This window comes from Arthrobacter sp. NPDC089319, from assembly GCF_040684925.1.
Lineage (GTDB): Bacteria > Actinomycetota > Actinomycetes > Actinomycetales > Micrococcaceae > Crystallibacter.
On record NZ_JBFBGZ010000005.1, the window covers coordinates 156,841 to 181,008 of the forward strand.

Below are 24,168 nucleotides of genomic sequence, written 5' to 3' on the forward strand. Positions count from 1 at the left end.
TCAGCGGGGGACCGGCACGGTGGCCAGGATGCTCTGCAGCACGTCGTCGGCCTGGACGCCATCCATCTGCGCCTCCGGCCGCAGGCCGACTCGGTGGCGCAGCGCCGGCAGGGCCAGCGCCTTGACGTCGTCTGGTGTAACGAAGCTGCGCCCGTTCAGCCAGGCCCAGGCCCGGGAGGTATTGAGCAGCGCGGTGGCGCCTCGCGGCGAGACGCCCAGCTGGAACGACGGCGCCGACCGGGTGGCCCGGACCAGGTCCACAATGTAGCCGACGACCTCGGGTGCAATCGCCACCCGGGCCACGGCGGCCCGGGCCTGGACCAGGTCCTCGGCAGAGGCCGCGGCCCGCACCCCGGCGCCCTGCAGGTCGCGCGGGTCGAAGCCCAGGCTGTGCCGGCGGATAATCTCGATCTCGGCGTCCCGGTCCGGCAGGTTCATGGTCAGCTTCAGCAGGAACCGGTCCAGCTGGGCCTCCGGCAGCGGGTAGGTGCCCTCGTATTCCACCGGGTTCTGCGTGGCTGCCACGATGAACGGCTCGGGCAGCTTCCGCGAGGTGCCGTCCACCGAGACTTGGCGTTCTTCCATGGCTTCCAGCAGCGAGGCCTGGGTCTTCGGCGGCGTGCGGTTGATCTCGTCGGCCAGCAGGATGTTCGTGAACACGGGACCCTCGCGGAAACGGAACTCGGAGGTGTGCGTGTCGTAGATCATCGAGCCGGTGACGTCGCCCGGCATCAGGTCCGGGGTGAACTGGATCCGCTTGGTATCAAGGCTCAGCGCGGCGGAGAGCGAGCGGACCAGCAGTGTCTTGGCCACACCGGGCACGCCCTCAAGCAGCACATGTCCGTGCGAGAGCAGGGCGATCAGCATCCCGGTCACGGTGGCGTCCTGGCCCACCACGGCCTTGGCCACTTCGCCGCGCACATCGTGCAGGGCCTGGCGCAGGCGGTCGTCGTCGGAGGGCGGCGTGGCCACGGCGGGGCCGCTGCCGTACTGGGCCGCCTGCCGCTGTCCTGTCTGTTCGCTCATCGGTGCGTTACCTCTTTCTCTAGCTGCTGAAGTTCTTGGGCCCAGACCACCAGCCGGGCTTCGGTCCCGGGCGCTTCGTCCCGCAGGATACGTTCCAGATCCGCCCGTGCGCGTCCGCTGTTCCGGGCCACCGCAGTAACGACGTCGGCGCTGCCGGCTCCCGCGGGCAGGCGCAGGTGGGCGGCGAGCCGGGTCAGGGTGGCGGCACGCAGATTGTCCGCCGCATGGTTCACGGCCTTGGCATTCTGGTAGAGCCGGGCGCGGCCCTCGATCGTCTCGGCCGAGCGGACCAAAACCGGCAGCGGCTCGGACACCAGCGGGCCGAGCCTGCGCCCGCGCCAGAACATGGCGATGACACCGACGGCCATCAGCCACAGCGAAACCGGCAGCACCCATCCCGGCAGCAGGCTCATCGGGTTGACCGGTGTTTCGGCCACGGGCATGTCCTGCGGTCCCGCCCGGTACCAGACCAGCCGGTCCGTGGCGCCCAAAGTGTTCAGGGCCAGCGCCGCGTTGCCGGCCTGCACGATGGCGTTGTTGCTGAGCACATGGCCTGCCCCCAGCACCACGGTGACCCCGTCGTCGGAGCGCACATAGGGTGCCGCGTCCCCCGCAGGAGTTTCGAAGGCAAAGCACATCTCGCTGCCGCCGCGGTAGGACAGGCCGCCGCGGGTGATCTCGCCGGCCCGGCTGGGGCCGGGGACCGTGCAGCCGGCTGGCAAGTTCCCGCCTTCGCCCGGGACCACGCCCGCTGCCCGGACACCGGGGGCGAGCGCCCGCAGGGCCTCGAAGCCGGGTTCAAGCAGCACAATGTGGTCCGTTTGCTGCTTCAGCGGTTCCAGTTGGTCCGCCGCCAGGTAGCCGTTGGGATCATGGACCAGCAACGTGGCGTCGGCCGCCTGGAGTTGGTCGTGCGTTTCCTGCAGCGAGCCAGTGGCAACCACCTGCACGCCCTGCTGACGGAGCACCTCGGCCACGGCTTTGGCACCGTTGGGCGCGGCATTGCCGGGGGAGAGGTCGGCACGGTCGGCTGCCGGGCCGCGGAGCAATTCCAAGGCGACGACGCCGCAGAGCAGCACCAGCAAGACGAGCCAGAAGCTCCACCGACGCAGCCGGTTGCGGAGCGTGGACCACACGCTGCCGCCGTCGCCGACCGTTTCCGGCCGGGTCCCGGCTGCGTTGACTTCCGCGCGATCGGCTGGGCGTTCGGCTCGGTTTCCGGCTTCTGCCGGCGCCGGGGCTGTTCCTGTCGGGGTCATCGCGGGACCGCCAGCGGTGGGATGCTCGCTCTTGCCGCCGCCGGCGACGCTGCAGCCAGCGAGTCATCCAGGGCGGCCAGCCGTTCCACATCGTCCCGGGACGCAGGAACTTTGCCGTAACGCACGGAGTCAAAACGGTTGGCCGCAGCCCGCAGCCGTCCGGCTTCGGCGCTGAACGCGGCAGCAATCCCGGCGGCTGCCTCGTCGGCGGTCCGGCCGGGCTGTGGATCCAGCACCACGCGCTCTTCCATCGAGCGCACCAGCCCGCGGAACCTCTCGGCGAGGGCCGTGTCCCAGTCTTCTCGGGCGGCCGCGTCACGGGAGTTCCGGCGGTGCTCGTCGGCGGTGAGCGGGACGGCGGCGTCGAAAATTTCTGCCGCTGCACGGCGCCGGGCGTTGAGCCGCGGCTTGACCACCCAAACGGCCGCGCCGATCAACAGCAGGGCGGCCAGGACCAGGATCAACGTGCCCAGATTGGGACTGAAGCCGTTCAGCTGGGAGATCAGGTCGGCGAACCAGTCCAGGATCCGCTGCAACACCGACTCCAACACGGAGGGGCGGGCGTTCTGGTATTCCTCCTTGGCCAGCTCGCGGACCAGCAGTTCGCGCGCCTCCTCCGGATCCGGGTTTAGCAGGGCCGCGGCGAGCGCCAGAGCGGCCGGGGCCACTGTCACGGCCCCCACGGCCCGGATGCTCCCGGGACCGCGGAGCCGGGAGCCGTTCCGGCGCCGAGCCCCGGAATGCTGCGCGTATCCTGGCCGCCGGACGCCTCGTGCTCGCGCAGCAGCACCACGTCGAACCCCTCGCGGCGGATCCGCAGGTCGATGTAGACCAGGGCGATCACCGCGGCCTGGAACGCGTAGCCGATGGCCGAGAAAATCGAAGACAGCAGCATCGAAGCCAGCGTGAGCGGTCCCATGGTGGAGAGCATGCTCTCGGCCGACGTCGGATCGCCCAGCAGCGGGCCGGCCAGGCCAAGGATGAACGAAATCGGCATGCTGATGACCGACGTAATCACCGTGACGATGATGGTGCACAGCAGGATGATGCCGAAGGTCCGCCACCAGCTGCGGTTGGTCAGCTGCCAGGACCGGGCGAGCGAGTGGAAGAGCGGTGCACGTTCCATGATGATGACCGCCGGGGCCAGCATCAGCTTGATGCCGATCCAGATGGAAACAGCCGTCAGGGCGAGAATGATCAGCACGATGACCCAGACCGAGGACACGCCCAGCTGGTCGGCCAGGAAGAACGAGCCGGCAACGATCAGCACCAGCGCAACGGCCGTCAGGGCCAGATACAGCAGGCCCAGTCCCGCCAGGGCCCCGATCCGGCCCTTGGCCAGCGCGAACATCAGGCGGAAGCCGGTTTTCTGGTTGACCGCGGCCCTGGCCGTGGGAATGGCGAGCACGCCCTGCAGAACCAAGACCCCAACGCTGGACAGCAGGCCCAGAACCAAGGAGGAGATGATGATGGAGAGGCCGAAAGCCAGCGCGGACTCGTCCGTCAGTTCCTCGTTGGCCATGACCTGCAGGCCGCCGAAGGCCGAAATGATCAGGCCACCCACCAACCAGGCCAGCGCGCTGATCACTACTTGAAGCAGGACCGCCGTGCCGAAGACGGCCGCCGCGTTCTTGCGGGCAGCTTGGAATGCGCCGTCGAGGATCTCGCCCACGCCAAGCGGACGCAGCGGGATGACACCCGGTTTCGGCGGCGCCACATAACCTCGGTACGGACCGGGGCCGGTCGGCGCGGGCCAGCCGCCGCCTTGCAGCCCCTGCCACGAGCCTGGCTGCTGGCCGCCGGGGGCGGGCTGTCCCCATGCCTGTCCGGGCTGCCCCCACGGCTGACCCGGTGCGGGCTGTCCTGCCGTTTGGCCGGGAGCGGGGTGCCCCCATTGCTGCTGGTTCCAGCCGGCCGGGGCGGGCGGCGCCTGCTGGCCCGGCTGTGCCCACGTAGGTTGTGCTGCGGCAGGTCCAGGCTGCCCCCACACCGGCTGCTGGCCCCAGACCGGCTGGCCGGACTGTCCCGGTTGACCCGGCGCTGCCGGTTGGTTCCAGACCGGTTGCCCGGCCGCATCCTGCCGGCCCGGCCGCTGCGGGCCGGCGTCGTTGCCCTGCCCGGCCGGATCGGAACTGGCGCCGCCGGAGCCCTGCTGCGGATCCCTGCTGTCATGCCCGGCGTCGTTGGCCCCGTGGCTCATCGCGTTCCGTCTTTCTGATCTCGTGTGGCCGACTGCGGGAGGCTGTCGGCGAAGTGTTAGCCTCTCATCAGCCTATAGTTTCGGTCCGTGAGTTCCTAGAATCCCGGGCCGGGCCCGGCCGTGGGCTCGTTTTAGGTGCGCCCGGTGTGCCGTTGCGGCAGGAACTCAGTCAAATAGGGGACAATTAGGAGATATGAAGGCACGCATTCTGGTCGTAGACGACGACGAGGCCCTGGCCGAGATGATCGGCATCGTGCTGCGCAACGACGGTTTCGATCCGGTGTTCTGCGCGGACGGTTCCCAGGCCCTCGAGGTGTTCCGCAGCAGCAAGCCCGATCTGGTGCTGCTCGACCTGATGCTGCCTGGACTGGACGGGATCGAAGTCTGCCGACAGGTTCGCGGCGAATCGGATGTCCCCATTGTCATGCTGACAGCCAAGGCGGATACGTCGGACGTGGTCCGCGGACTGGAGTCCGGCGCCGACGACTATGTGCCCAAGCCGTTCAAACCGGCAGAACTCGTGGCCCGCGTGCGTGCGCGGCTGCGCCCGGGAGACCAGCGGGCCCCTGAGACGCTGCGGATCGCCGACGTCGTGATCGATGTCGCCGGCCACGTGGTGCACCGCGGGGACGAGAGGATTTCGCTGACCCCGCTGGAATTCGATTTGTTAGTGGCATTGGCCCGGAAACCGTGGCAGGTGTTCACCCGTGAATTACTGCTGGAGCAGGTCTGGGGCTACCGCCACGCCGCAGACACCCGGCTGGTCAATGTGCATGTCCAGCGGCTGCGCTCCAAGATCGAGCGCGATCCGGAAGCTCCCGAAGTGGTGCTCACGGTTCGCGGCGTCGGATACAAGGCCGGCCAAGGGTAAGTGGAGCCGGTTCTCAACCGGTGGAAAGCCAAGCTGAAGGCGGCAGCTGAGGCCGCTTGGCATGCCACACTGCGGGGCCGCGACTTCCTGAACCGGAAATGGCGGAGATCGCTGCAGTTCCGGACGGTCACGGCTGCCGTCCTGCTCACCGCCTTCGCGTTCTTGGGCGTGGGCGCGTTCCTCTCCAGCCAGATCGCCTCCGGGCTCTACCAAGAGCGCGTCAACCAGGCAGAGGCCGAGTCCCGGCGAGGCCTGTCCCAAGTCAAGACCATCTTCGAGAGCTCGTCCGCCAGCGACCGTGCCACCGTGGCCAGCATGGTGGGGGACACGCTGAAACTGCTGGAGGGCACCGGCGCGGAAGCCCCGCGCTATTACCTGCTCACGCCGCTGCCGGGCGGGCAGAACCTCTACGTGTTCAGCCAGTCCAACACGTCCATCACCGCCAACATCATCCCGGAGGGGCTGGCCAAAGAGGTCGCCACCGGCAGCGGACAGTACCGTCAGGCACTCGCGTTGCCGGTAGGCGACAGCGACGTGCCGGCTATCGGGTTCGGCACCCAGGTGCAGCTGCCGCCGGGCAACGCCTACGCGTTGTACCTGGTCTACGACCTCTCCTCCGTGCAGCAGACGCTGGACTTCATCCACCGCGTGCTCTGGATCGGCGGCGCACTGCTCCTGGTCTTGGTCGGCGGCATCGTCTGGCTGCTGACCCGTGCGGTGGTGCACCCGGTCAGCCAGGCGGCGATCGTGTCGGAGAAGCTGGCCGCCGGCCAATTGCAGGAGCGGCTGGAAGTCCGGGGCGAGGACGAACTGGCCCGGCTGGGAGCCTCCTTCAACCACATGGCCGGCAGCCTGCAGGAACAGATCACCCAGTTGGCCACGTTGTCCGAGATGCAGCAGCGGTTCGTATCCGACGTCTCGCATGAACTGCGCACCCCGCTGACCACGGTCCGGATGGCAGCCGAAGTGCTGTACGACTCACGCGAGGACTTCGATCCGATCAACGCCCGCTCCACCGAGCTGTTGTACAACCAGGTGGAGCGCTTCCAGGCACTGCTGGCCGACCTGCTGGAAATCTCGCGTTTCGACGCAGGTGCTGCCGCGCTCGATGCGGAACCGACCGATTTGGTGGAGATAGCCCGCACAGCGCTTGACGCTGCCCAGCCGCTGGCGGACAACTCTGGTTCCGAACTGCGCCTGATCGCGCTGGAACCGCGCTGCATTGCGGACATGGACCGCCGACGGATCGAACGCATCCTGCGGAACCTGATCGTCAACGCCTTGGAACACGGCGACGGCAACCCGGTGGAACTGACCGTCGGTGCCACCGAGGAAGCGGTGGCCGTTGCGGTCCGGGACTACGGCATCGGCATGACCCCGATGGAAGCCTCCCGGGTCTTCGACCGCTTCTGGCGCGCCGACCCTGCCCGGGCGCGGACCACCGGCGGCAGCGGCCTGGGACTGTCCATCTCCACCGAGGACGCGCGCCTGCACGGCGGCTGGCTTCAGGCGTGGGGCGAGCCCGGCAACGGTGCCTGCTTCCGCTTAACCTTGCCGCGGCACAGCGGCGGCACGCTCACGCACTCGCCGCTGCCGCTGCCGCCCGCCGGTGCCAACGGCATGCACGGGCATCCGGCGGCGGAGAACGTCCTACTCGAACAGCAGGAGGAAAACGGTGTTCCGGACCCCAGCTGAGGCCGCCCGCGTGAGTCGCCTGCGCGCCGTCGTCGTCATGGTACTGGCCATGCTGGCGCTGGCCTCCTGCTCCTCCATCCCGATGTCGGGACCGGTCGCGACGGTCCAGGCCGACTCCGGCGACAGTCGGGGGACTGGATACACCTTCAACCCGCCGGGACCGACGCCCGGGGACGACCCGAAGGAAATTGTCGAGGGATTCATCCAGGCCGGGACGGCGCCGCAGGACGACTACCGGATAGCGCGCGAATTCCTGGCGCCGGATCTGGCGGGCGAATGGCAGCCGGTGCAACGGACGCTGGTGTACCGAAACGTCGTGAAGACCGTGGGCTCGCCGTCCGAAACCGAGTTCGTGCTCCAGGTGGAAGTTGACACCTCCATCAACGAAGCAGGGGTGCGGACGCAGGCCGAGGAAGGCGCCACGGAATCGCTGCCCGTTGAACTGACCGAGGTGGACGGCGAATGGCGTATTTCCAGCATCCCGGACGGGACCATGGTCTCCACCGTGGATTTCCGCACCTTGTTCTCCCCGTACAACCTCTACTTCTACGACCCCACCTACACCTACGCTGTCCCCGATGTGCGCTGGTTCGCCAACCGGCAGGGAATTTCGGCGGCCATCGTAGCGGCCATGCTGGAGGGGCCGGCACCGTACCTGGCCGGGGCGGTGATCAGCGCCTTCCCGGAGGGATCGCAGCTGGTGCGCCGGGCCGTGCCCATCGAATCGGGCGCTGCCAGCGTTGACCTTTCCGCTGAGGTCCTGACCGGCACCACGTTCCTGCGCCGACAGCAGATGCAGCAGCAGCTGGAATTGACCCTGGGCGAGCTCAATACCGTCTCCACGGTCCAGATGACTGTTGACCAGCGGGAAGTGGATCTGGGCAGCGGCCCCGATCCTGAGTTCCAGGCCGCGGTGACCGACCCCGCCGTCGGCAATGTACAGGTCGGGATCCTGAACGAGGAGCTGGTCTTCTACGAGGGATCGCGTCCGGTCAAGCCCGAGGGCCTGCCCTCGGTTGACCGGCTGAGCCCGCGCGAACCGGCGATGTCGCTGGACCAGGAGCGCTTCGCGTTCCTGACCGCAGAGCGCAATCGGATGTTCGTGATCGGTGAAGACCGCAGGGCGGTGGAAGCGGCTTCAGGGCGGGAACTGACCGGTCCGAGCGTTGATCCCTTCGGCTGGGCCTGGACCGCCGCCGGCGACGGCAGCGGGAGGGTTTCCGCGGTCTCCATCGAGAAGCCGGACGAAGTGGTTGCGGTCAGTGCCCAGTGGCTGACCGAGCGGACGGTGACCGAGCTGCAGATCTCCCGCGAAGGCTCCAGGGCTTTGATCATCACCCGCGAAGGAGAAAGCACGGGCGTGTATATCGCCGGCGTGGTCCGAGACCGGGATGGGCGGCCGCGCGGCATCACCACGCCCAAGCGGCTGAAAGCGTCGGTGCCGGTGGACACCGGCGTGTGGGCGAACGAGGACACCGTCATTGTCATGAAGTCCTCGGCGGAAGAGGCCGTGACCGCGGAAATTCTGCACCTGGACGGCAGCAGCCAGCGGACCGCACCGCTGCAAGGCATGGTGGAGATCAGCGCCGGAAACGGTGACCAGGACGTCTACGCGCAAACCAACGAGATGCTCTACATCCGGGTGGGCAACAGCTGGGCGCCGCAGCGGAATTCGCCGTTGGTCATCGATCCGTCCTTCCCGGGCTAGCTTCGCCTGCACAGGCCGCTGCTGGCCCAGCCGTGTCCACAACCGCACGGCATCCGTCCCCGGTGCGGCAGGGGAAGGCAAAGCTTGGTGCATGGCAGGGACACGGCGATGAGGACGACGGCGGAGCTGGGCGGCGGGCTGGACCGGCTGTATTTCAGCCGGAGCGTCCAGGCCCTGCGGATCTGGTCCGGGCAGTTCGGGCGGCTCCTGCTGCCGACCGACTGCGTGGCCTGCGGTGCGCCGGACCAGGTGCTGTGCGCTGCCTGCAGGCAGCGGCTGCGGCGCTCCACGCTGCGCCCGGTGGCGGTCGAGGAGGCGTCCGAATCGCTCCCGCTGGACGAGGCCGGCCGGCCGCTGCCGGTGACGGCGGGCGGTCCCTACCGGCGCGAATTGTCCCAAGCAGTGCTCGCCTTCAAGAATCATGGCCGGACCGAACTGGCCCCGGTGTTGGCCGTCGCGTTGGCGGGCGCCTTGGACGCGGCCGCCGAGCGTGCCGGCCGGCCCGACGGCGCGGTGCTGGTCCCGGTTCCCGGCCGTGGGATCTCCCGCCGGCGCCGCGGCTACGATCCGCTGCAGCTGCTGCTCTCCCGGTTGGAACGGCACGGACTGCTGCCGGCCGGAGTGCAGTTGCTGCCGGCGGTCCGGCCGGCGGGCTCGGGAAAGCGGCTGATGCGGTGGACTTCCCCGGGCGGGCAGAAGTCGCTGGGCCGGACCGCCCGGCAGCGGAATGTTGCCGGCAGCATGGCCGTGCCGAAGCGTTACGTGCCACAGATCGCCGGGCGCGGCTGCCTGCTGGTGGATGATGTGCTGACGACCGGGGCCACGATGGCCGAGCTGGCCAGGGCGCTCCGCGCCGCCGGCGGAGTTCCCCTGGGCGGAGCGGTGCTGGCAGCTGCCTCGGCTCCGGCTGGACACGCCGACGGACCATCCTGATGAGCGCCGGACGAGCCGATGTTGGTGCGGGTTCCGCAGGGAATCGGCAGGAAATGTTCGAGATTATCTGACTAAAAGGTGAATAAAAGGCATACGTGATCTAACGTGAGGTATGGGCTCCCGTAAGGGAGGATTCCCGTCTTCAGCGGCTGAAAGGAGTTTCTCTTTCAGTCGCTGTTGTGTCATCTAGGCAACTATGGAGGGCACCATGGAATTCAACATCAACGGCCGCAACCTGTCCGTTTCCGACAGGTTCCGCGAGTACGCTGAGGAGAAGATCTCCAAGATCGAGCAGCTGGGCGACAAGGTCCAACGGCTTGATGCCAAAGTCACCAAAGAAGCCAATGCCCGCAATGCCGAGAGCTCGATGACCGTCGAACTGACCGTGCTCGGACGCGGCACCGTGGTCCGTGCGGAGGCCAAGGCAGCGGACAAGTTCGCAGCTTTCGACATCGCCTATAACAAGCTTCTGGAGCGCCTGCGCCGCGCCCGGGACCGCCGCAAGGTCCATCACGGACGCCACACTCCGACCGCCGTCCACCAGGCCACCGCCACGCTGGAACCAGCCAGCACGGACGTGCCGCTGCATGAAGAAACGCTGGCCTCCGCGGCCGCTCTCCAGACCCCGGCCGAGGAACGAACCGGCTACGAGATCGAAAACGACATCCCCGCGGGAGACTCGCCGGTGCTGATCCGCCGCAAGGTCTTCCCGGCCGCGGCCATGACCCTCGACGATGCCGTGGACAACATGGAATTGGTGGGACACGACTTCTACCTGTTCGTTGACAAGGCAACCAGCGCGCCCAGCGTCGTCTACCGCCGCCGTGGCTGGACCTATGGCGTGATTACCCTCGATGCCGACTGCAGTGCCGAAGAAGCCAAGGCGCGCGAAGAGCTGCTGGCCTACCGCTCGCAGGAGAACGCCAACGCCTGACTGCCGCAGCGGCTGCCTAATGGATGCCTAATATGAAGGCATGACAGCCCGCATCAGTCTGGTCCAGGCCCGCCGCATTGCGCTGGCCGCCCAAGGATTGGCCAAGGAACGGCCCACCGGTCTTGTGACAGCAAGGCAGGTGGGCCGGACCTTTGACCGGCTACGGCTGCTGCAAATCGATTCGGTGAATGTGCTGGTGCGCTCGCACTATCTGCCGTTCTTCTCCCGGCTCGGCGGCTACGACGTCGATATCCTGCACCGCTTGGCCGGGAAAGCGCCGCGGCGCATGATCGAGTACTGGGCCCACGAAGCCAGCTACATCAAGCCGGAGGATTTCGCCGATCTCCGCCAGTGGCAGCGGCGCCGCTGGGTGGGCGCTGCCGGAATGGATCCGGACGTGGTCCGGGATTTGTCCGCCCGGATCCTCGACGCGCTGGCCACCTCGCGGGGCCTGACTGCCCGCGCGGTGGCGGACCGGATCGGCCATGAGGAGACCCGGGCCAAGACCGACTGGGGCTGGAACTGGAACGCGGTCAAACGGGTGCTGGAGGCTCTGTTTGAACAGGGGCTGGTCAGCGCCGCCGCGCGCACCCCACAATTTGAGCGGCTCTACACCCTGACCGACAGGGTTCTGCCCGCGCCGCATGACGCCGGGCACCGGCCCCATCCGGAAGAAGCGATGCTCCGGCTGACTGAAGCCGCGGCGCGGGCCCACGGTATCGGGACGGTCAAATGCTTTGCCGACTACTTCCGTGTCCCGGCGCGGGCTGCGGCCGGCGCGGTGAGGGCGCTGGAGGCCGCTGGCACCTTGGAACGCGTGGAGGTGGATGGCTGGAAAGGGGAGGTCTATCTGCATGCCGGTGCCGCCAGGCCGCGCCGGGCCACCGGCCGGGCGCTGCTGAGCCCCTTCGATTCCCTGGTTTTCGAGCGCCAGCGGGTCGAACGTTTGTTTAACTTCCGCTACCGGATCGAAATCTATACGCCGGCGGCGAAGCGGACCTACGGTTACTACGTCCTGCCGTTCCTGCTGGGGGACCGGCTGTGTGCCCGGGTGGACCTGAAGGCGGACCGGCCCGCAGGCAGGCTGGTGGTCAGGTCGGCGCATTCCGAAGTCGACGCTCCACCCGGCACGGCCGCGGAGCTGGCAGCCGAGCTCGCGGCCATGGCCGGATGGTTGGCGCTGGACCGTGTGGCGGTTGAGGACAGGGGCGATCTGGCTGCCGGCCTGGCCCGGGAGGTTGCGAAACGGGCCCAGGGAACCAAAACAGTGCGCGGCACGTCTCTCACGTAGACTGAACAAGCCAGAATTCTGCGCGACTGACTGGGAGCAATGTAGTGCCAACGATTCTCGAGCGTGTGCTTCGTACCGGCGACAAGAAGACGCTGAAGAGGCTGCGCGGTTACGCCGATGCGATCAACGTGCTGGAAGAGGACTTTAAGTCCCTCACCGATGCCGAGCTGCGCGGGGAAACCGACACGCTGAAACAGCGCTACCAGGACGGCGAGGTGCTTGACGACCTGCTCCCTGAAGCATTCGCCGCGGTCCGCGAAGCCGCCAGCCGCACGCTGGGGCTGCGCCACTTCGACGTCCAGCTCATGGGTGGGGCGGCCCTGCACCTGGGCAACATCGCGGAGATGAAGACCGGTGAAGGCAAGACGCTGGTGGCTACCGCGCCTGCCTACCTGAACGCTCTCACCGGCAAGGGCGTCCACGTCGTCACGGTCAACGACTATCTGGCCGAGTACCAGTCCGATCTGATGGGCCGTGTCTACCGCTTCCTCGGCCTGACCAGCGGCTGCATCCTGGCGAACCAGAACCCGGCCAGCCGCCGCGAACAGTACGCCGCGGACATCACCTACGGAACGAACAACGAGTTCGGCTTCGACTACCTGCGCGACAACATGGCCTGGAGCCGCGACGAGTTGGTGCAGCGCGGACACCACTTCGCGATCGTGGACGAGGTCGACTCGATCCTCATTGACGAGGCCCGTACCCCGTTGATCATTTCCGGACAGGCCTCCGGCGACGTCAACCGCTGGTACACGGAATTCGCCCGCGTGGTGATGCGGCTGAAGGATTCCGAGGACTACGAGGTCGACGAGAAGAAGCGCACCGTCGGCGTGCTCGAGTCCGGCATCGAAAAAGTCGAGGACTACCTCGGCATCGACAACCTGTACGAGTCGGCGAACACGCCGCTGATCGGGTTCCTCAACAACGCCATCAAGGCCAAGGAACTGTTCAAGCGGGACAAGGACTACGTGGTGCTCAAGGGCGAGGTGCTCATCGTCGACGAGCACACCGGGCGCATTCTGGCCGGCCGCCGCTACAACGAAGGCATGCACCAGGCGATCGAGGCCAAAGAAGGCGTCGAGATCAAGGCCGAGAACCAGACGCTGGCGACCGTGACGCTGCAGAACTACTTCCGGCTCTACGGCAAGCTCTCCGGCATGACCGGAACGGCCGAAACCGAAGCCGCCGAGTTCATGAGCACCTACAAGCTCGGTGTGGTGCCGATCCCGACGAACAAGCCGATGGCCCGCATCGACCAGTCGGATCTGATCTACAAGAACGAGATCGCCAAGTTCGACGCCGTGGTGAAGGACATTGCCGCCCGCCACGAGAAGGGCCAGCCGGTCCTGGTCGGCACCACCAGCGTGGAGAAGAGCGAGTACCTGTCCAAGCAGCTCGCCAAGCAGGGCATCCGGCACGAAGTACTCAACGCAAAGAACCACGCCCGTGAAGCGGCGATCGTCGCCCAGGCCGGCCGCAAGGGTTCGGTCACCGTCGCAACCAACATGGCCGGCCGCGGCACCGACATTATGCTCGGCGGCAACGCCGAGTTCAACGCCGTGTCCGAGCTGGAACGCCGCGGCCTGGACCCGGCCGAAAACGCCGAGGAGTACGAGGCCGCCTGGCCCGCGGTCCTGGAATCGACGCAGAAGGCTGTGCAGGCCGAACACGACGAAGTCAGGGCGCTGGGCGGGCTCTACGTGCTGGGCACGGAACGGCATGAATCGCGCCGCATCGACAACCAGCTCCGCGGCCGTTCGGGCCGACAGGGCGACCCGGGCGAATCGCGCTTCTACCTGTCCCTGACCGATGACCTGATGCGGCTGTTCAATGCCGGCGCCGCCGAGCGGATCATGAACTCCTCGCGGATGCCCGACGACGTGGCGCTGGAGTCCAAGATGGTGTCCAAGGCCATCCAGAACGCCCAGGCCCAGGTCGAGGGCCGCAACGCCGAGCAGCGCAAGAACGTGCTGAAGTACGACGACGTGCTCAACCGGCAGCGCGAAGCCATCTACAACGACCGGCGTCGGATCCTGGAGGGTGATGACCTGCACGAGAAGGTCTCGTTCTTCCTGGAGGACGTGGTGACCGCGATGGTCAACGAAGCCACCGAGGAAGGCCACGGCGACGACTGGGACTATGAGCAGCTGTGGACCAACCTCAAGCAGCTCTACCCGATAGAACTGACGATCGACGAAGTGCTGGAGGAAGCCGGCGGCCGGTCAAAGGTCACAGCCGATTTCCTCCGCGCCGAAATTGTCTCCGACGCCAAGGTCTCCTACGCGCAGCGCGAGCAGACCCTCGGGTCGGAGACCATGCGCGAATTGGAGCGGCGCGTGGTGCTCTCGGTGATCGGCCGGAAGTGGCAGGAACATCTCTACGAGATGGACTACCTCAAGGAAGGCATCGGCCTGCGCGCCATGGCACAGCGCGATCCGCTGGTCGAATACCAGCGCGAGGGATTCGTCATGTTCCAGGCGATGATGGAGTCCATCCGTGAAGAGAGCATCGGCTACCTCTTCAACCTCGAGGTCCAGGTCCAGCAGCCTGTCGAGGTGACCGCGCCGGGTATTGCGGACGCCCGGACGGCAGCGGGACCGCAGATCGTGGCGGCTGGATTGGAAGCTCCGCAGCGCCCTGCCTCGCTCCAGTTCACCGCACCGACAGCGACCGGAGAGGCAGAGACCCGGGTGGAGCGCCAAAGCGCAGCCAAGGCCGAGACTGCCAAGGACAAGCGGCCCGCGAAGAGCGGCAAGCGCCGGAAGTAGCCTGGGGCTGCCGTCAGCCGATCTCCAGGGCCGTGACCTTCCACAGCCCACGGACCAGTTCCAGCCGCAACGCGATGGCCCGCACGCGCCGGCTGTCGGCAACCACGAGCGACGCTTCGTAGGCGCCTTCGGCGGCCCGGCACACCCGGGAGGACCGCACCACCGCGCTGCGGTGCAGCCGCAGCGGTGCGCCGCCGGCCCGCAGTTTGGCTTGGTGGGCCTTGACAATGTCTGCGCGGTGCACCAGCTTTTCGTAGCTGGCGGGATCGAGCCATCGGGCCAACTGCTGGACCGGCCGCGTGCCGGCGACCGCTTCCAGACAGGCCTGCGCCACGGATCGGGCCGTCGCCGTCACCTGGCGCAGTTCGGCCGCCGCTTTCGGATCCGCTGTTGTTCGCAGCCGAACCGGCGGAGACACCGCACCGGGCCCGGACGCCCGGTCCGCCACAGCCGGGTCAGGTTTCCTGGGCTGCAGTCGGATGACCGGTGCGAAGTAGCTGTCGGGCCCGGCGGGGTTGACCCGCCGCACCGTCAGCGGCCGCGGCGCGCCGCTGGCGGGGGCGAGGGAGTGCGCCTGCTCGGCAGCCTCCGCGTCTTCCGCCAGTGTCCGTGCGTCCGGGAGTCGTCGAACGTTGTCCATGTCCTGCCCTTTCATTCCATCGGTAGTGCGCTGGCGTTTCTCTGCCACCTCGAAGTTCCGCGGCTCCGGGGCAGCCCGTGGGGTCCTTAACGCGGCGGCGGAACGATGAGGGTTTGCCCCGGTCGGATCAGCGAGGGGTCGTGGCCGATTGTTTTGGTGTTGGCGGCATGCCAGTCCGGCCACCGTTCGGCAATTTCGGCGTCCGTCGCCAGCGGGCCGAGCTCGGCAGCCGCCAGATGCCAGAGAGAGTCTCCGGCGGTGACGGTCACCGACCGCCGGCTTCCGAGATCATCCCGGGTCAGAGGCTTGGCGACGATTCCGGGTGCCGCTGCAGGAGGCCTCGGTTGCCACGAGGGGTCCACCGCCTCACCGGCCGGTTGCCACAGCGGATCGATTCCGGCGGTGTGTGTAGGCGCGGTGGGCAACGGCGGTCCGGCGGTGCCTGCCGCGGGGGAACCATGGGCGACGGGGATGACCAACAGGTTCAGCCCGACGACGGCGCCCGCCAGCCGCAGCAGGAAGGCCGGACTAGCGGCGGCTGACAGTGCAGCCAGCTTCAGGTGTCCGGTTTTCGCCAGCATGGCGCCGGCGGCAGCTGCAGCCAGACCGAGAAGTAGCCAGCACAGCACGGCGACGCCGGCGCCGACGGAAAGGACCGCCAGTGCGTCCTGATAGCTGTGTGACGGCCACAGCGCCCCGGAGCCTATCCCCGTGCCGGCAAGAATCAGCACGGTCCCGCTGCCGAGTATCAGCCCTGCGGTGACGAGATCGGAGATGATTCGGCGCATCGGATGCCCCTTAGGTCGTGCCGCGGTTGGACAGTTTTGACGTCATTTGTTGCTGATTGGTGTCATTTGAATGCGTGGGGTTTCATATAGTGGCACTTAGTTGACGGAGATGTAAAGGGTCTTGACCGATTGACGTTGTTTGCCCGTGCTTCCTAGGCTTGCGCCATGCGATGGGACGCCCTGTTCGAGGATCTGGAGGCACAGTTGCACGCCGCGGACCGGCTGGAGCTGGAGGCCGAGGTCAACGAGCGAGCGCGGATCGAGCTGGCCGCTGTGGATCTAGCCAACAGGCTGCGCGGACAACTGGGCACGCAGCTGCGCGTGAGCGCCGGTGCACAGCTCAGGTTTGACGGATCGCTCGCCCACGTGGGATCTACCTGGCTGGTGCTTAACGAGGGCGTACGGAACGTGCTCGTGCCCCTGGCTGCCGTGCAGTTGATCGAAGGCATGGGCCGGCATGCGGCGGCGGATAAGTCCGCAGCGCGCCGGCTGGGTCTCGGGTCGGCGCTGCGGGGGCTCGGCCGGAACCGGGCCCCGGTAGGCGTCTATCTGGCAGGCAACTCCGGCACCGCGGCGGCTGAGGGAGTGATCGACAGGGTGGGGGCTGATTCCTTCGACATCGCTGCGGTACCGTCCGGAGACGACCGGCGCGCGGCCAATGTCCGTTCGGTCTACACCGTGCCGTTCACTGCCATCGCGGCACTCGTTTCGCGGCGCCTGGACTGAGCGCTCACTCCGCGTTCGACTTGGCTTCTTCGATCAGCCGACGCGTCTGGGCGTACTTGTCCTGGATGTACTGGTCCAGCACAACCTGCTCCACCCGCCACTGGCCCCGGCCGCCAATCTGGATGGCGGGCAGCTCGCCGCTGCGAACCAGTGCGTAGGTCTGCGACGAGGAAATCTGCAGCTCTTCGGCCACATCGGCCAGAGTGAGGAACCGTGGCATGGACAGATCCTTCGGAACGGGAATGGTTTCCCCATTATGGCACCGTTTGATGCCGTTTGACGGCGCTGGGGCGTTGCTGTTGAGGCGAGTAGTTTTCCACAGATTGCGCCCGGAACAGGCCGCTGCAGTTCCCAAGCAGCAGCGGCTCGACCAGAATGGTGCCACCCGCGTCCCGGAGTACAGGTTCGGACCGCAGCATCGCTGTCCGCCCGGCGCGGGGATTGAGGGGGAGATCCTTGAGCGCTGCCATCGCGGAAAAAGCCGCAGCACCACGATTGAAGCGCCCGTCCTGGAAAGATCCACGCCTGCTGGTGGGGTTGCTGCTGGTGTTGGCCTCAGTGGCAGGGGTCTCCGCGCTGGTGGCCACCGCGGACCAGACAGAGGGGGTGCTGGCGGCCAAATCGGACATCGCGGTAGGGCAGCCGGTTTCCGCCGATGACCTGGTCGTGGTCGACGTGAGGCTGGGCGACGCCTCGGCCCGCTATCTACCGGCGGATGCCGGGCTGCCGCCCGGCGCGGTCGCCACCGCGCTGATCCGGGGCGGCGAATTGCTTCCGGCCTCGGTGCTGGGCACGGCCGATGACCTGGACCGGAAACCGATCGGATTGAACATTGAGAGCCCGCTGCCGGAAGGCGCCGGCCCCGGCTCCAGGGTGGACGTCTGGGTGTCCCTGCCCGATGGCCGGAACGGCTTCGACCAGCCTGAACTGCTGCTTGCCGCGGCCGAGGTGTCGCAGTTGGCGGACGCCACCACGGCGTTCGGCTCGTCCGGTGCGGAACGGTTGCATGTGCTGGTCGGGGACGACACCCTGCCGGCGCTGCTGCACGCGCTCGCCAACGGCGCCCGCATCAACGTGGTGCTCAATCCGGGCGGCACTTCGTGAGCCTGCCGGTCCTCACTTTGGGCACGGCGGCCGTGGACTTCGTCTCCGGCCTGGAGCGGCTGCACGGGCCGGTGACGGTGGTCCGGCGCTGCACCGAGCTGGCGGACTTGCTGGCGGCGGCGCAGTCCGGACTGGCCCGGGCCGCCATCGTCGCCGGTCAAACCCAAGACCTTGACGGCGGCGTGCTGGAGCGGCTGCACAGCGCCGAGGTCTCCGTGGTGGCGCTCACCGACGACGGCGGCGAACGGCTCCGGCTCGAGGCGCTCGGCATCCGCACCGGTGCGGAAACGGTCGAGCCTGAGGCCCTGGCGGCCCTCGTGGCCGAGTCGGCGGCACAACTGCAGAGCGCCTGGCCCCCGGCCCGAGCTGCAGCCGGAGCCGCCGGTCCGCGGCTGGCCGGATTGGCGGACCCCGCCGGGGCACTGCGGCCACGCGCAGCCGACCCGGTGCAACCTGGACTGCCGGCCGCGAAGGGCGAGCTGGTGGCGGTATGGGGTCCTGCCGGGGCGCCGGGCCGCACCACCGTGGCGGTCAACCTCGCCGCAGAATGCGCAGCCGGCGGGCAACGGACCCTGCTGGTCGACGCGGATACCTACGGGGCCAGCGTGGCGGCGTTCCTTGGCCTGCTGGACGAATCTGCGGCCCTGGCCCATGCCTGTCGGATGGCGGACCAGGGCATGCTGGACAGGGAGGCATTCGAGCGGGTCTGCCTGAAGGTGGCGGTGACGGGCACCTCGCTGCGGGTGCTGACCGGGATCACCCGGGTGGACCGCTGGACCGAGCTCAGGCCGTCCGCGCTGGGAACCGTCCTGGAGCTGGCGCGCGCGCTCGCGGACGTCGTCGTGGTGGATTGCGGGTTTTCGCTGGAGCATGAAGAAGAGCTGAGCTTCGACTCGATGGCTCCGCGGCGCAACGGGGCCACCCTGCGGGTGCTGGAGCTGGCGGACCGGGTGCTGGCGGTGGGCAGCGCCGATTCCGTCGGGTTGCCGCGGCTGGTCCGGGCCCTGGACGAGCTGGCGCACGCGGTCCCGTCGGCGTCGGCGGAGGTCGTGCTGAACAAGGTCCGGGCGGCGGCGGTCGGGGCGCGGCCGGAGGCGCAGTTGCGGGAGGCGTGGGAGCGCTTCGGGCCGGTGCGCGAAATCCGCGCCCTGCTGCCGGCCGATCCGGCGGCAGCCGATGCCGCGCTCCTGGGCGGGTCGGTCCTGTTGGAATCCGCGCCGGACTCCGCGCTGCGCCACGCCATTGCCGGGTTGGCAGGAAGCCGGCTGGCGGCACCCAGGCGGGGACTGCGCCGTCGGACCCTGGTCAAAGTGAAGTTTTGAACGCGCCGCGTTAGGCTTGCGCAAGGACCGCAAAGGCGCGGTTCGGACACACCTATCGGAGGCGTTTTACATGTCGACTGGATCCAGCATGGCGGATCTGTCCAGCTCAGCAACGAACGATGAGGAATTCATCGCCAAATACTACGAGCACCTGGCAGCGGACGACGCGGCCAGCTACAGTCCCGATGTGCTCAGTTCCCGGGCGCTGGCGCACCGGGAACTGGCCGCCCACCGGCCCCCGGCTGAACCCGTGATCGGGATCCATGACGAACCCGACGCCAGCGTCGTCATGATTGTCACCGATGACATGCCGTTCCTGGTGGACTCGGTCACTGCCGAGGTGGTGCGGCACGGCATTGCCATCCGGATGATCATGCACCCTACTTTTGTGGCAACCCGCGACCGGGACAGCCACGACCTGACCGGCGTGGAGCGGGTCCCGACCAGCGCCGGAGTTTCCAGCGGCGACACGGCAGCGCTGCCGAACCTGGCCGCGTTCGAGGCCGGCGGCGACAAGGTGCTGCGGATCGAATCCTGGATGGCGGTGGAGACCGCCCGCATCGACCCGGAGAAGGCCGCCGAGCTGGAAGCCGGGCTCAAGCGTGTCCTGGCGGACGTCCGCGCCTCGGTCGAGGACTGGCCGGCCATGCGCCGGCAGGTGCGGCAGGTTGCCGCCTCGCTGGATTCGGTGGTGGGGGCCAAGGAGATTCCCGATCTGGCCGAGGCCAAGGCGCTGCTTGAATGGCTCGACGACGGCAATTTCACCTTCCTGGGCTACCGCGAGTACGACCTGGTCACCCAGAACGGGGAAGACGTCCTGATGGTCCGTCAGGACAGCGGGCTGGGTATGATGCGCCGGATCGCCGACGCACGGCGCGTCCAGCACCTGACCGAGGAAGGCCGCGCCCGCGCCCGGGAGAAACGCGCCCTGGTGATCACCAAAGCGAATTCGCGCTCCACCGTGCATCGCGCCGCGTACCTGGACTACATCGGGGTGAAGAGCTTCGATGCCCAAGGCAACGTCGACGGCGAACGCCGCTTCATCGGTCTCTTCGCCACCAGCGCGTACAACCGGTCGGTAAAGAACGTCCCGATCGTCCGGCAGAAGGTCGCGGCAGTGCTGCGGCACAGCGGATTCCCGGCCGACTCGCACTCCGGGAAGGATCTGCTCTCGATCCTCGAGACCTACCCGCGCGACGAGTTGTTCCAGATGGACACCGAGGAGCTGGCAACAACGGCAATGGGCATCCTGCGGCTGCAGGAGCGGCGCCGGACCCGGCTGTTCCTGCGCGCGGATGTCTACGGCCGGTTCGTCTCCGCGCTGGTGTTCCTGCCGCGCGACCGCTACACCACGGCCGTCCGCCTGCGCATCGAGCAAGAGCTGCGCCGCACCTTCGACCCGCAGAGCATTGACTACGAGGCGCGGATGTCCGAGTCTGCGCTGGCCCGGTTGTTCTTCCGCATCCGGCTCAAGCGGGATTCCGGCGTGCCGAAGGTCGATACCGCCGAGCTGGAGCGCCGGCTGGCCCAGGCCTCCCGGTCCTGGTCGGAGGGCATCGACGAGGTGCTGCGCGCCAACTTCGACGGCGAGGCGGCCGCCCGGCTCTCGGCGAACTGGAAGGACGCGTTCCCGCCCAGCTACCGGGTGGACTATGAAGTGGAAGACGCGCTCGAGGACATCAGCCGCTTCCGCAGCTACGAAGGTGGCGAAGCCGGGGCTGCGCCGGTCCTGCATGTCTATGTTCCCGAGCAGAGGACCGATGTCCTTGCCGCCGACGCCCGGCTGAAGCTGTATCTGCCCGAGGCGCGGTCGCTGAGCAACATCATGCCGATCCTGCAGAACACCGGGCTGGAAGTGCTGGACGAGCGGCCTTTCGAGATCATGACGGCCGACGGGGAAGACTACTTCCTCTACGACTTCGGCCTCCGGTACCCTGCCGGCGTTGATCCGATTGCCACCGGCGGCCTGCTCGAGGAAGCCTTCGGCGCCGCCGTCACCGGCCGCAGCGAATCGGATGGCTTCGACCGGCTGGTGCTGGCCGAGGGAATCGGCTGGCGCCAGGTGGCAGTGCTGCGGGCCTACACGCGCTACCTGCGGCAGCTGGGCAACCTGGTGTCCTACGCGTTCGTCTCGGACACGTTGTTGGCTAACCCGGATGTGGCCCGGGCGCTGCTGGCCGTGTTCAACGCCAGCTTTGATCCGGATCTCGACGGCGACCGCGAAGCGGCGGTCGAGGCAGCCCGTTCCGACCTGGCCGCCGGGCTGGACGCCGTCCCGACGCTGGACGCCGATCGGGTGCTGCGCTCGCTGTCCAACCTGATCGGGGCAACGCTGCGCACCAACTACTTCCAGGACAAGACGTACTTCAGTTTCAAACTCAGTCCCGCGCGGATCGAAGGCGCACCGTTCCCGCGGCCGAAGTACGAAATCTGGGTCTATTCGCCGCGCGTCGAAGGCGTCCACCTCCGGTTCGGCGACGTGGCCCGCGGCGGCCTGCGTTGGTCGGACCGGCGGGAGGACTTCCGCACCGAAATCCTGGGCCTGGTCAAGGCACAGACGGTCAAGAACGCGGTCATCGTACCGACCGGCGCCAAGGGCGGATTCTACGCCAAGCGGCTCCCGGACCCCGGGGTGGACCGCGCCGCCTGGATGGCGGAAGGACAGGACAGCTACCGCACCTTCATCCGCGGCTTGCTGGACATCACGGACAACTTGGTCCGGACCGAGTCCGGCCAGGAAGTCGTGCCGCCCGAGCAGGTGGTCCGGCTGGACGGCGACGATACCTACCTGGTGGTGGCAGCCGATAAGGGAACCGCGAGCTTCTCCGACATCGCCAACGACATCTCGCTGGAGTACGGCCACTGGTTGGGCGACGCGTTCGCTTCCGGCGGCTCGGTTGGCTACGACCACAAGGAAATGGGCATCACTGCCCGTGGGGCGTGGGAATCGGTCAAGCGGCACTTCAGTGAACTCGGCGTCGACACCCAGGCCGAGGACTTCACCGTCGTCGGGGTGGGAGACATGAGCGGCGACGTGTTCGGCAACGGGATGTTGCTCTCTGAGCACATCAAGCTGGTCGCTGCCTTCGACCACCGGCATATCTTCCTGGATCCGGATCCCGACGCCGCTGCCTCCTTCCAGGAGCGCCGCCGCCTGTTCGAGCTTCCCCGGTCGTCCTGGGCCGACTACGACGACCAGCTGATCAGCGCCGGTGGCGGGGTCTACCCGCGGTCGGTGAAGTCGGTTCCGGTCTCCGAGCAGGTCCGGGGCATCCTCGGTTTGGATCCGCAAGTCACGAGCATGAGCCCGCCCGAACTGCTGCAGGCCATCCTGCGCGCACCGGTGGATCTGCTGTACAACGGCGGCATCGGCACATATGTGAAGGCGTCGACCGAGTCGAATGCCGAGGTGGGGGACAAGGCCAACGACCCCATCCGGGTCAACGGCGACGAGTTGAGGGTCAAGGTGATCGGTGAGGGCGGCAACCTGGGCATGACCCAGCGCGGGCGGATCGAAGCCGCCAGCCAGGGGATCATCCTCAACACCGATGCCATCGACAACTCGGCCGGTGTGGACTGTTCCGACCACGAGGTCAACATCAAGATTCTGGTGGACCAGATGGTCGCCGCCGGCAAACTGCCGGTGGCGGAGCGGGCCGACCTGCTGCACTCGATGACCGAGGAAGTCGGCCGGCTGGTGATCCAGGACAACATCGACCAGAACGTCCTGCTGCTCAACGACCGCCAGCAGATTATCAAGGCGAGCCCCAGCTTCGAACGCCTGATGGATTGGCTGGAGAACCATGCGGAACTGGACCGGGAGCTCGAAGCGCTGCCGACCACCGAGGAACTGCATGAACGGATCGACGCCGGCCTGGGCCTCACCTCGCCGGAGCTGTCCGTCCTGGCTGCCTACGCCAAGATCGAATTGACGCACGCCCTGACCGTCAGCAATTTGGCCGACGACCCCTATTTCGATCGGGTACTGCGCGGCTACTTCCCGCAGGAACTGGCCGGGCGGTTCGGCGACGATCTGGCGGGCCACCCGCTGCGACGGGAAATCATCGCCACCGTGGTGGCCAACGACATGATCAACATGGGTGGCATTACCTTCGCCTTCCGCGTGCTGGAGGAGACCGCGGTCTCGGAGGCCGACGTGGCCCGGGCCTTCGTGGCGCTGCGCGAGATCTTTGAATTCGACAAGCTGGTGGAGGAGCTGAACGAGCTGCCGGCCAGCTTCCCGACGGATCTGTGGTGCACGGTGCACCTGGACATGCGCCGTTTGCTGGACCGGTCGGTGCGTTGGTACATCAACCATGTTGACAGCGGCACACCGGTCGCTGACGGCATCGCGGCGTTCAAACCGCAGATGGACCCGCTGCGCAGCCAGCTGGTCAAGTACCTGCGCGGTGACGACCTGGCTCGAGTGCGCGGATGGCTTTCCAGCGCGGAAGAACGCGGGCTGCCCGAGGAGATCGCCCGGCAGTGGGCCGAGCAGTTCGAGAGCTTCGGCTTGCTCGACGTCGCCCGGATCGCCGGACAGGTGGACGAGCCGGTCGCATCGGTCGCACACGTCTACTACACGGTCTACGACCGGTTCGACATCGATGACCTGCTCGAGCGCATCACTGCACTCCCGCGCGAGGACCGCTGGCAGTCACTGGCCCGGGCCGCGATGCGCGACGACCTGTACACCACGGTCACCGACATCACCGTTGCGGTGATGCAAAGCACCCAGCCGGGGGAGCCGGCGGAAGCCAGAATCGACGAATGGGAGCAGGCCAACGCCGAGAACATCAAGCGTGCCAGGGACATGTTCGAAGAAGTGAACCAGCTCGAAAAGGACGACATGGCCTCCTTGTCCGTAGCCCTGCGCCTGATGCGCTCGACAGTGCGGCGGTAG

General features: G+C 67.6%; 18 protein-coding genes. 11 read left to right on the plus strand and 7 right to left on the minus strand.

What is annotated here, in order from left to right:
- From AB0N75_RS09195 to AB0N75_RS09210, 4 genes are read right to left on the minus strand one after another with little or no spacing between them, the layout of a single operon-like run.
- Positions 1–1,026, minus strand: coding sequence for a MoxR family ATPase (locus tag AB0N75_RS09195; protein WP_364648298.1), 1,026 nt, complete (start codon positions 1,024–1,026; stop codon positions 1–3).
- Positions 1,023–2,285 carry a DUF4350 domain-containing protein gene (locus tag AB0N75_RS09200; RefSeq protein ID WP_364648300.1) on the minus strand — a complete coding sequence of 421 codons (1,263 nt, stop codon included), beginning with the start codon at positions 2,283–2,285 and terminating at the stop codon, positions 1,023–1,025. Before AB0N75_RS09200 ends, AB0N75_RS09195 begins: the two co-directional genes overlap by 4 nt.
- Positions 2,282–2,968, minus strand: coding sequence for a DUF4129 domain-containing protein (locus AB0N75_RS09205; protein WP_364648303.1), 687 nt, complete (start codon positions 2,966–2,968; stop codon positions 2,282–2,284). The genes AB0N75_RS09200 and AB0N75_RS09205 overlap by 4 nt, the downstream gene beginning before the upstream one ends.
- Positions 2,956–4,485 carry a glycerophosphoryl diester phosphodiesterase membrane domain-containing protein gene (locus AB0N75_RS09210; RefSeq protein WP_364648306.1) on the minus strand — a complete coding sequence of 510 codons (1,530 nt, stop codon included), beginning with the start codon at positions 4,483–4,485 and terminating at the stop codon, positions 2,956–2,958. The genes AB0N75_RS09205 and AB0N75_RS09210 overlap by 13 nt, the downstream gene beginning before the upstream one ends.
- Before the next feature lie 193 nt (positions 4,486–4,678).
- On the opposite strand from AB0N75_RS09210, the gene mtrA reads away from it, so the two are divergent.
- The 7 genes from mtrA to secA all read left to right on the plus strand — a co-directional run bounded on the left by mtrA (position 4,679) and on the right by secA (position 14,685).
- Positions 4,679–5,356, plus strand: coding sequence for an MtrAB system response regulator MtrA (gene mtrA, locus AB0N75_RS09215; RefSeq protein WP_127511342.1), 678 nt, complete (start codon positions 4,679–4,681; stop codon positions 5,354–5,356).
- 69 nt (positions 5,357–5,425) lie between these two features.
- Positions 5,426–7,051 carry an MtrAB system histidine kinase MtrB gene (gene mtrB, locus AB0N75_RS09220; RefSeq protein ID WP_364648786.1) on the plus strand — a complete coding sequence of 542 codons (1,626 nt, stop codon included), beginning with the start codon at positions 5,426–5,428 and terminating at the stop codon, positions 7,049–7,051.
- Positions 7,052–7,061: 10 nt separating this feature from the next.
- A complete protein-coding gene (locus AB0N75_RS09225) occupies positions 7,062–8,759 on the plus strand; it encodes an LpqB family beta-propeller domain-containing protein (RefSeq protein ID WP_364648309.1) in 1,698 nt (565 codons plus the stop codon).
- 108 nt (positions 8,760–8,867) lie between these two features.
- The gene (locus tag AB0N75_RS09230) at positions 8,868–9,692 is read left to right on the plus strand and encodes a phosphoribosyltransferase family protein (protein ID WP_364648312.1); all 825 of its coding nucleotides are present in this window, start codon (positions 8,868–8,870) and stop codon (positions 9,690–9,692) included.
- 208 nt (positions 9,693–9,900) lie between these two features.
- Complete coding sequence (gene raiA, locus AB0N75_RS09235) at positions 9,901–10,626, plus strand: ribosome-associated translation inhibitor RaiA (protein ID WP_364648315.1); 726 nt, start codon at positions 9,901–9,903, stop codon at positions 10,624–10,626.
- Positions 10,627–10,666: 40 nt separating this feature from the next.
- Positions 10,667–11,917, plus strand: coding sequence for a crosslink repair DNA glycosylase YcaQ family protein (locus AB0N75_RS09240; RefSeq protein ID WP_364648318.1), 1,251 nt, complete (start codon positions 10,667–10,669; stop codon positions 11,915–11,917).
- A gap of 44 nt (positions 11,918–11,961) precedes the next feature.
- Positions 11,962–14,685, plus strand: a complete 2,724-nt coding sequence (gene secA / locus AB0N75_RS09245) for a preprotein translocase subunit SecA (RefSeq protein ID WP_364648321.1) — start codon at positions 11,962–11,964, stop codon at positions 14,683–14,685.
- 13 nt (positions 14,686–14,698) lie between these two features.
- Here secA and AB0N75_RS09250 read toward each other — a convergent pair whose 3' ends face one another.
- A complete protein-coding gene (locus tag AB0N75_RS09250) occupies positions 14,699–15,373 on the minus strand; it encodes an Rv3235 family protein (protein WP_364648324.1) in 675 nt (224 codons plus the stop codon).
- A 38-nt stretch (positions 15,374–15,411) separates the two neighbouring features.
- The gene (locus AB0N75_RS09255) at positions 15,412–16,113 is read right to left on the minus strand and encodes a LysM domain-containing protein (protein ID WP_364648327.1); all 702 of its coding nucleotides are present in this window, start codon (positions 16,111–16,113) and stop codon (positions 15,412–15,414) included.
- 165 nt (positions 16,114–16,278) lie between these two features.
- Between AB0N75_RS09255 and AB0N75_RS09260 the strand changes: the two genes are divergently transcribed.
- Positions 16,279–16,839, plus strand: a complete 561-nt coding sequence (locus tag AB0N75_RS09260; protein ID WP_364648330.1) for a hypothetical protein — start codon at positions 16,279–16,281, stop codon at positions 16,837–16,839.
- Between the two features lie 4 nt (positions 16,840–16,843).
- On the opposite strand, the gene AB0N75_RS09265 is transcribed toward AB0N75_RS09260, so the two are convergent.
- Positions 16,844–17,059 carry a helix-turn-helix domain-containing protein gene (locus AB0N75_RS09265; RefSeq protein WP_136784652.1) on the minus strand — a complete coding sequence of 72 codons (216 nt, stop codon included), beginning with the start codon at positions 17,057–17,059 and terminating at the stop codon, positions 16,844–16,846.
- 236 nt (positions 17,060–17,295) lie between these two features.
- On the opposite strand from AB0N75_RS09265, the gene AB0N75_RS09270 reads away from it, so the two are divergent.
- The 3 genes from AB0N75_RS09270 (at position 17,296) to AB0N75_RS09280 (ending at position 24,168) form a co-directional block, all read left to right on the plus strand.
- Positions 17,296–17,943: an SAF domain-containing protein gene (locus AB0N75_RS09270; protein ID WP_364648333.1), complete on the plus strand. Its 648-nt coding sequence runs from the start codon at positions 17,296–17,298 to the stop codon at positions 17,941–17,943.
- Positions 17,940–19,265, plus strand: a complete 1,326-nt coding sequence (locus AB0N75_RS09275; RefSeq protein ID WP_364648336.1) for a chromosome partitioning protein — start codon at positions 17,940–17,942, stop codon at positions 19,263–19,265. The genes AB0N75_RS09270 and AB0N75_RS09275 overlap by 4 nt, the downstream gene beginning before the upstream one ends.
- 70 nt (positions 19,266–19,335) lie before the next feature.
- Positions 19,336–24,168, plus strand: coding sequence for an NAD-glutamate dehydrogenase (locus AB0N75_RS09280; protein WP_364648339.1), 4,833 nt, complete (start codon positions 19,336–19,338; stop codon positions 24,166–24,168).

Coding starts and splice junctions, on each gene's coding strand:
- AB0N75_RS09210 (WP_364648306.1), bottom strand. CDS start 4,485: ATGAGCCACGGGGCCAACGACGCCGGGCATGACAGCAGGGATCCGCAG.
- AB0N75_RS09260 (WP_364648330.1), top strand. CDS start 16,279: ATGCGATGGGACGCCCTGTTCGAGGATCTGGAGGCACAGTTGCACGCC.
- AB0N75_RS09195 (WP_364648298.1), bottom strand. CDS start 1,026: ATGAGCGAACAGACAGGACAGCGGCAGGCGGCCCAGTACGGCAGCGGC.
- AB0N75_RS09200 (WP_364648300.1), bottom strand. CDS start 2,285: ATGACCCCGACAGGAACAGCCCCGGCGCCGGCAGAAGCCGGAAACCGA.
- AB0N75_RS09265 (WP_136784652.1), bottom strand. CDS start 17,059: ATGCCACGGTTCCTCACTCTGGCCGATGTGGCCGAAGAGCTGCAGATT.
- AB0N75_RS09240 (WP_364648318.1), top strand. CDS start 10,667: ATGACAGCCCGCATCAGTCTGGTCCAGGCCCGCCGCATTGCGCTGGCC.
- AB0N75_RS09280 (WP_364648339.1), top strand. CDS start 19,336: ATGTCGACTGGATCCAGCATGGCGGATCTGTCCAGCTCAGCAACGAAC.
- mtrA (WP_127511342.1), top strand. CDS start 4,679: ATGAAGGCACGCATTCTGGTCGTAGACGACGACGAGGCCCTGGCCGAG.
- raiA (WP_364648315.1), top strand. CDS start 9,901: ATGGAATTCAACATCAACGGCCGCAACCTGTCCGTTTCCGACAGGTTC.
- AB0N75_RS09230 (WP_364648312.1), top strand. CDS start 8,868: ATGAGGACGACGGCGGAGCTGGGCGGCGGGCTGGACCGGCTGTATTTC.
- AB0N75_RS09255 (WP_364648327.1), bottom strand. CDS start 16,113: ATGCGCCGAATCATCTCCGATCTCGTCACCGCAGGGCTGATACTCGGC.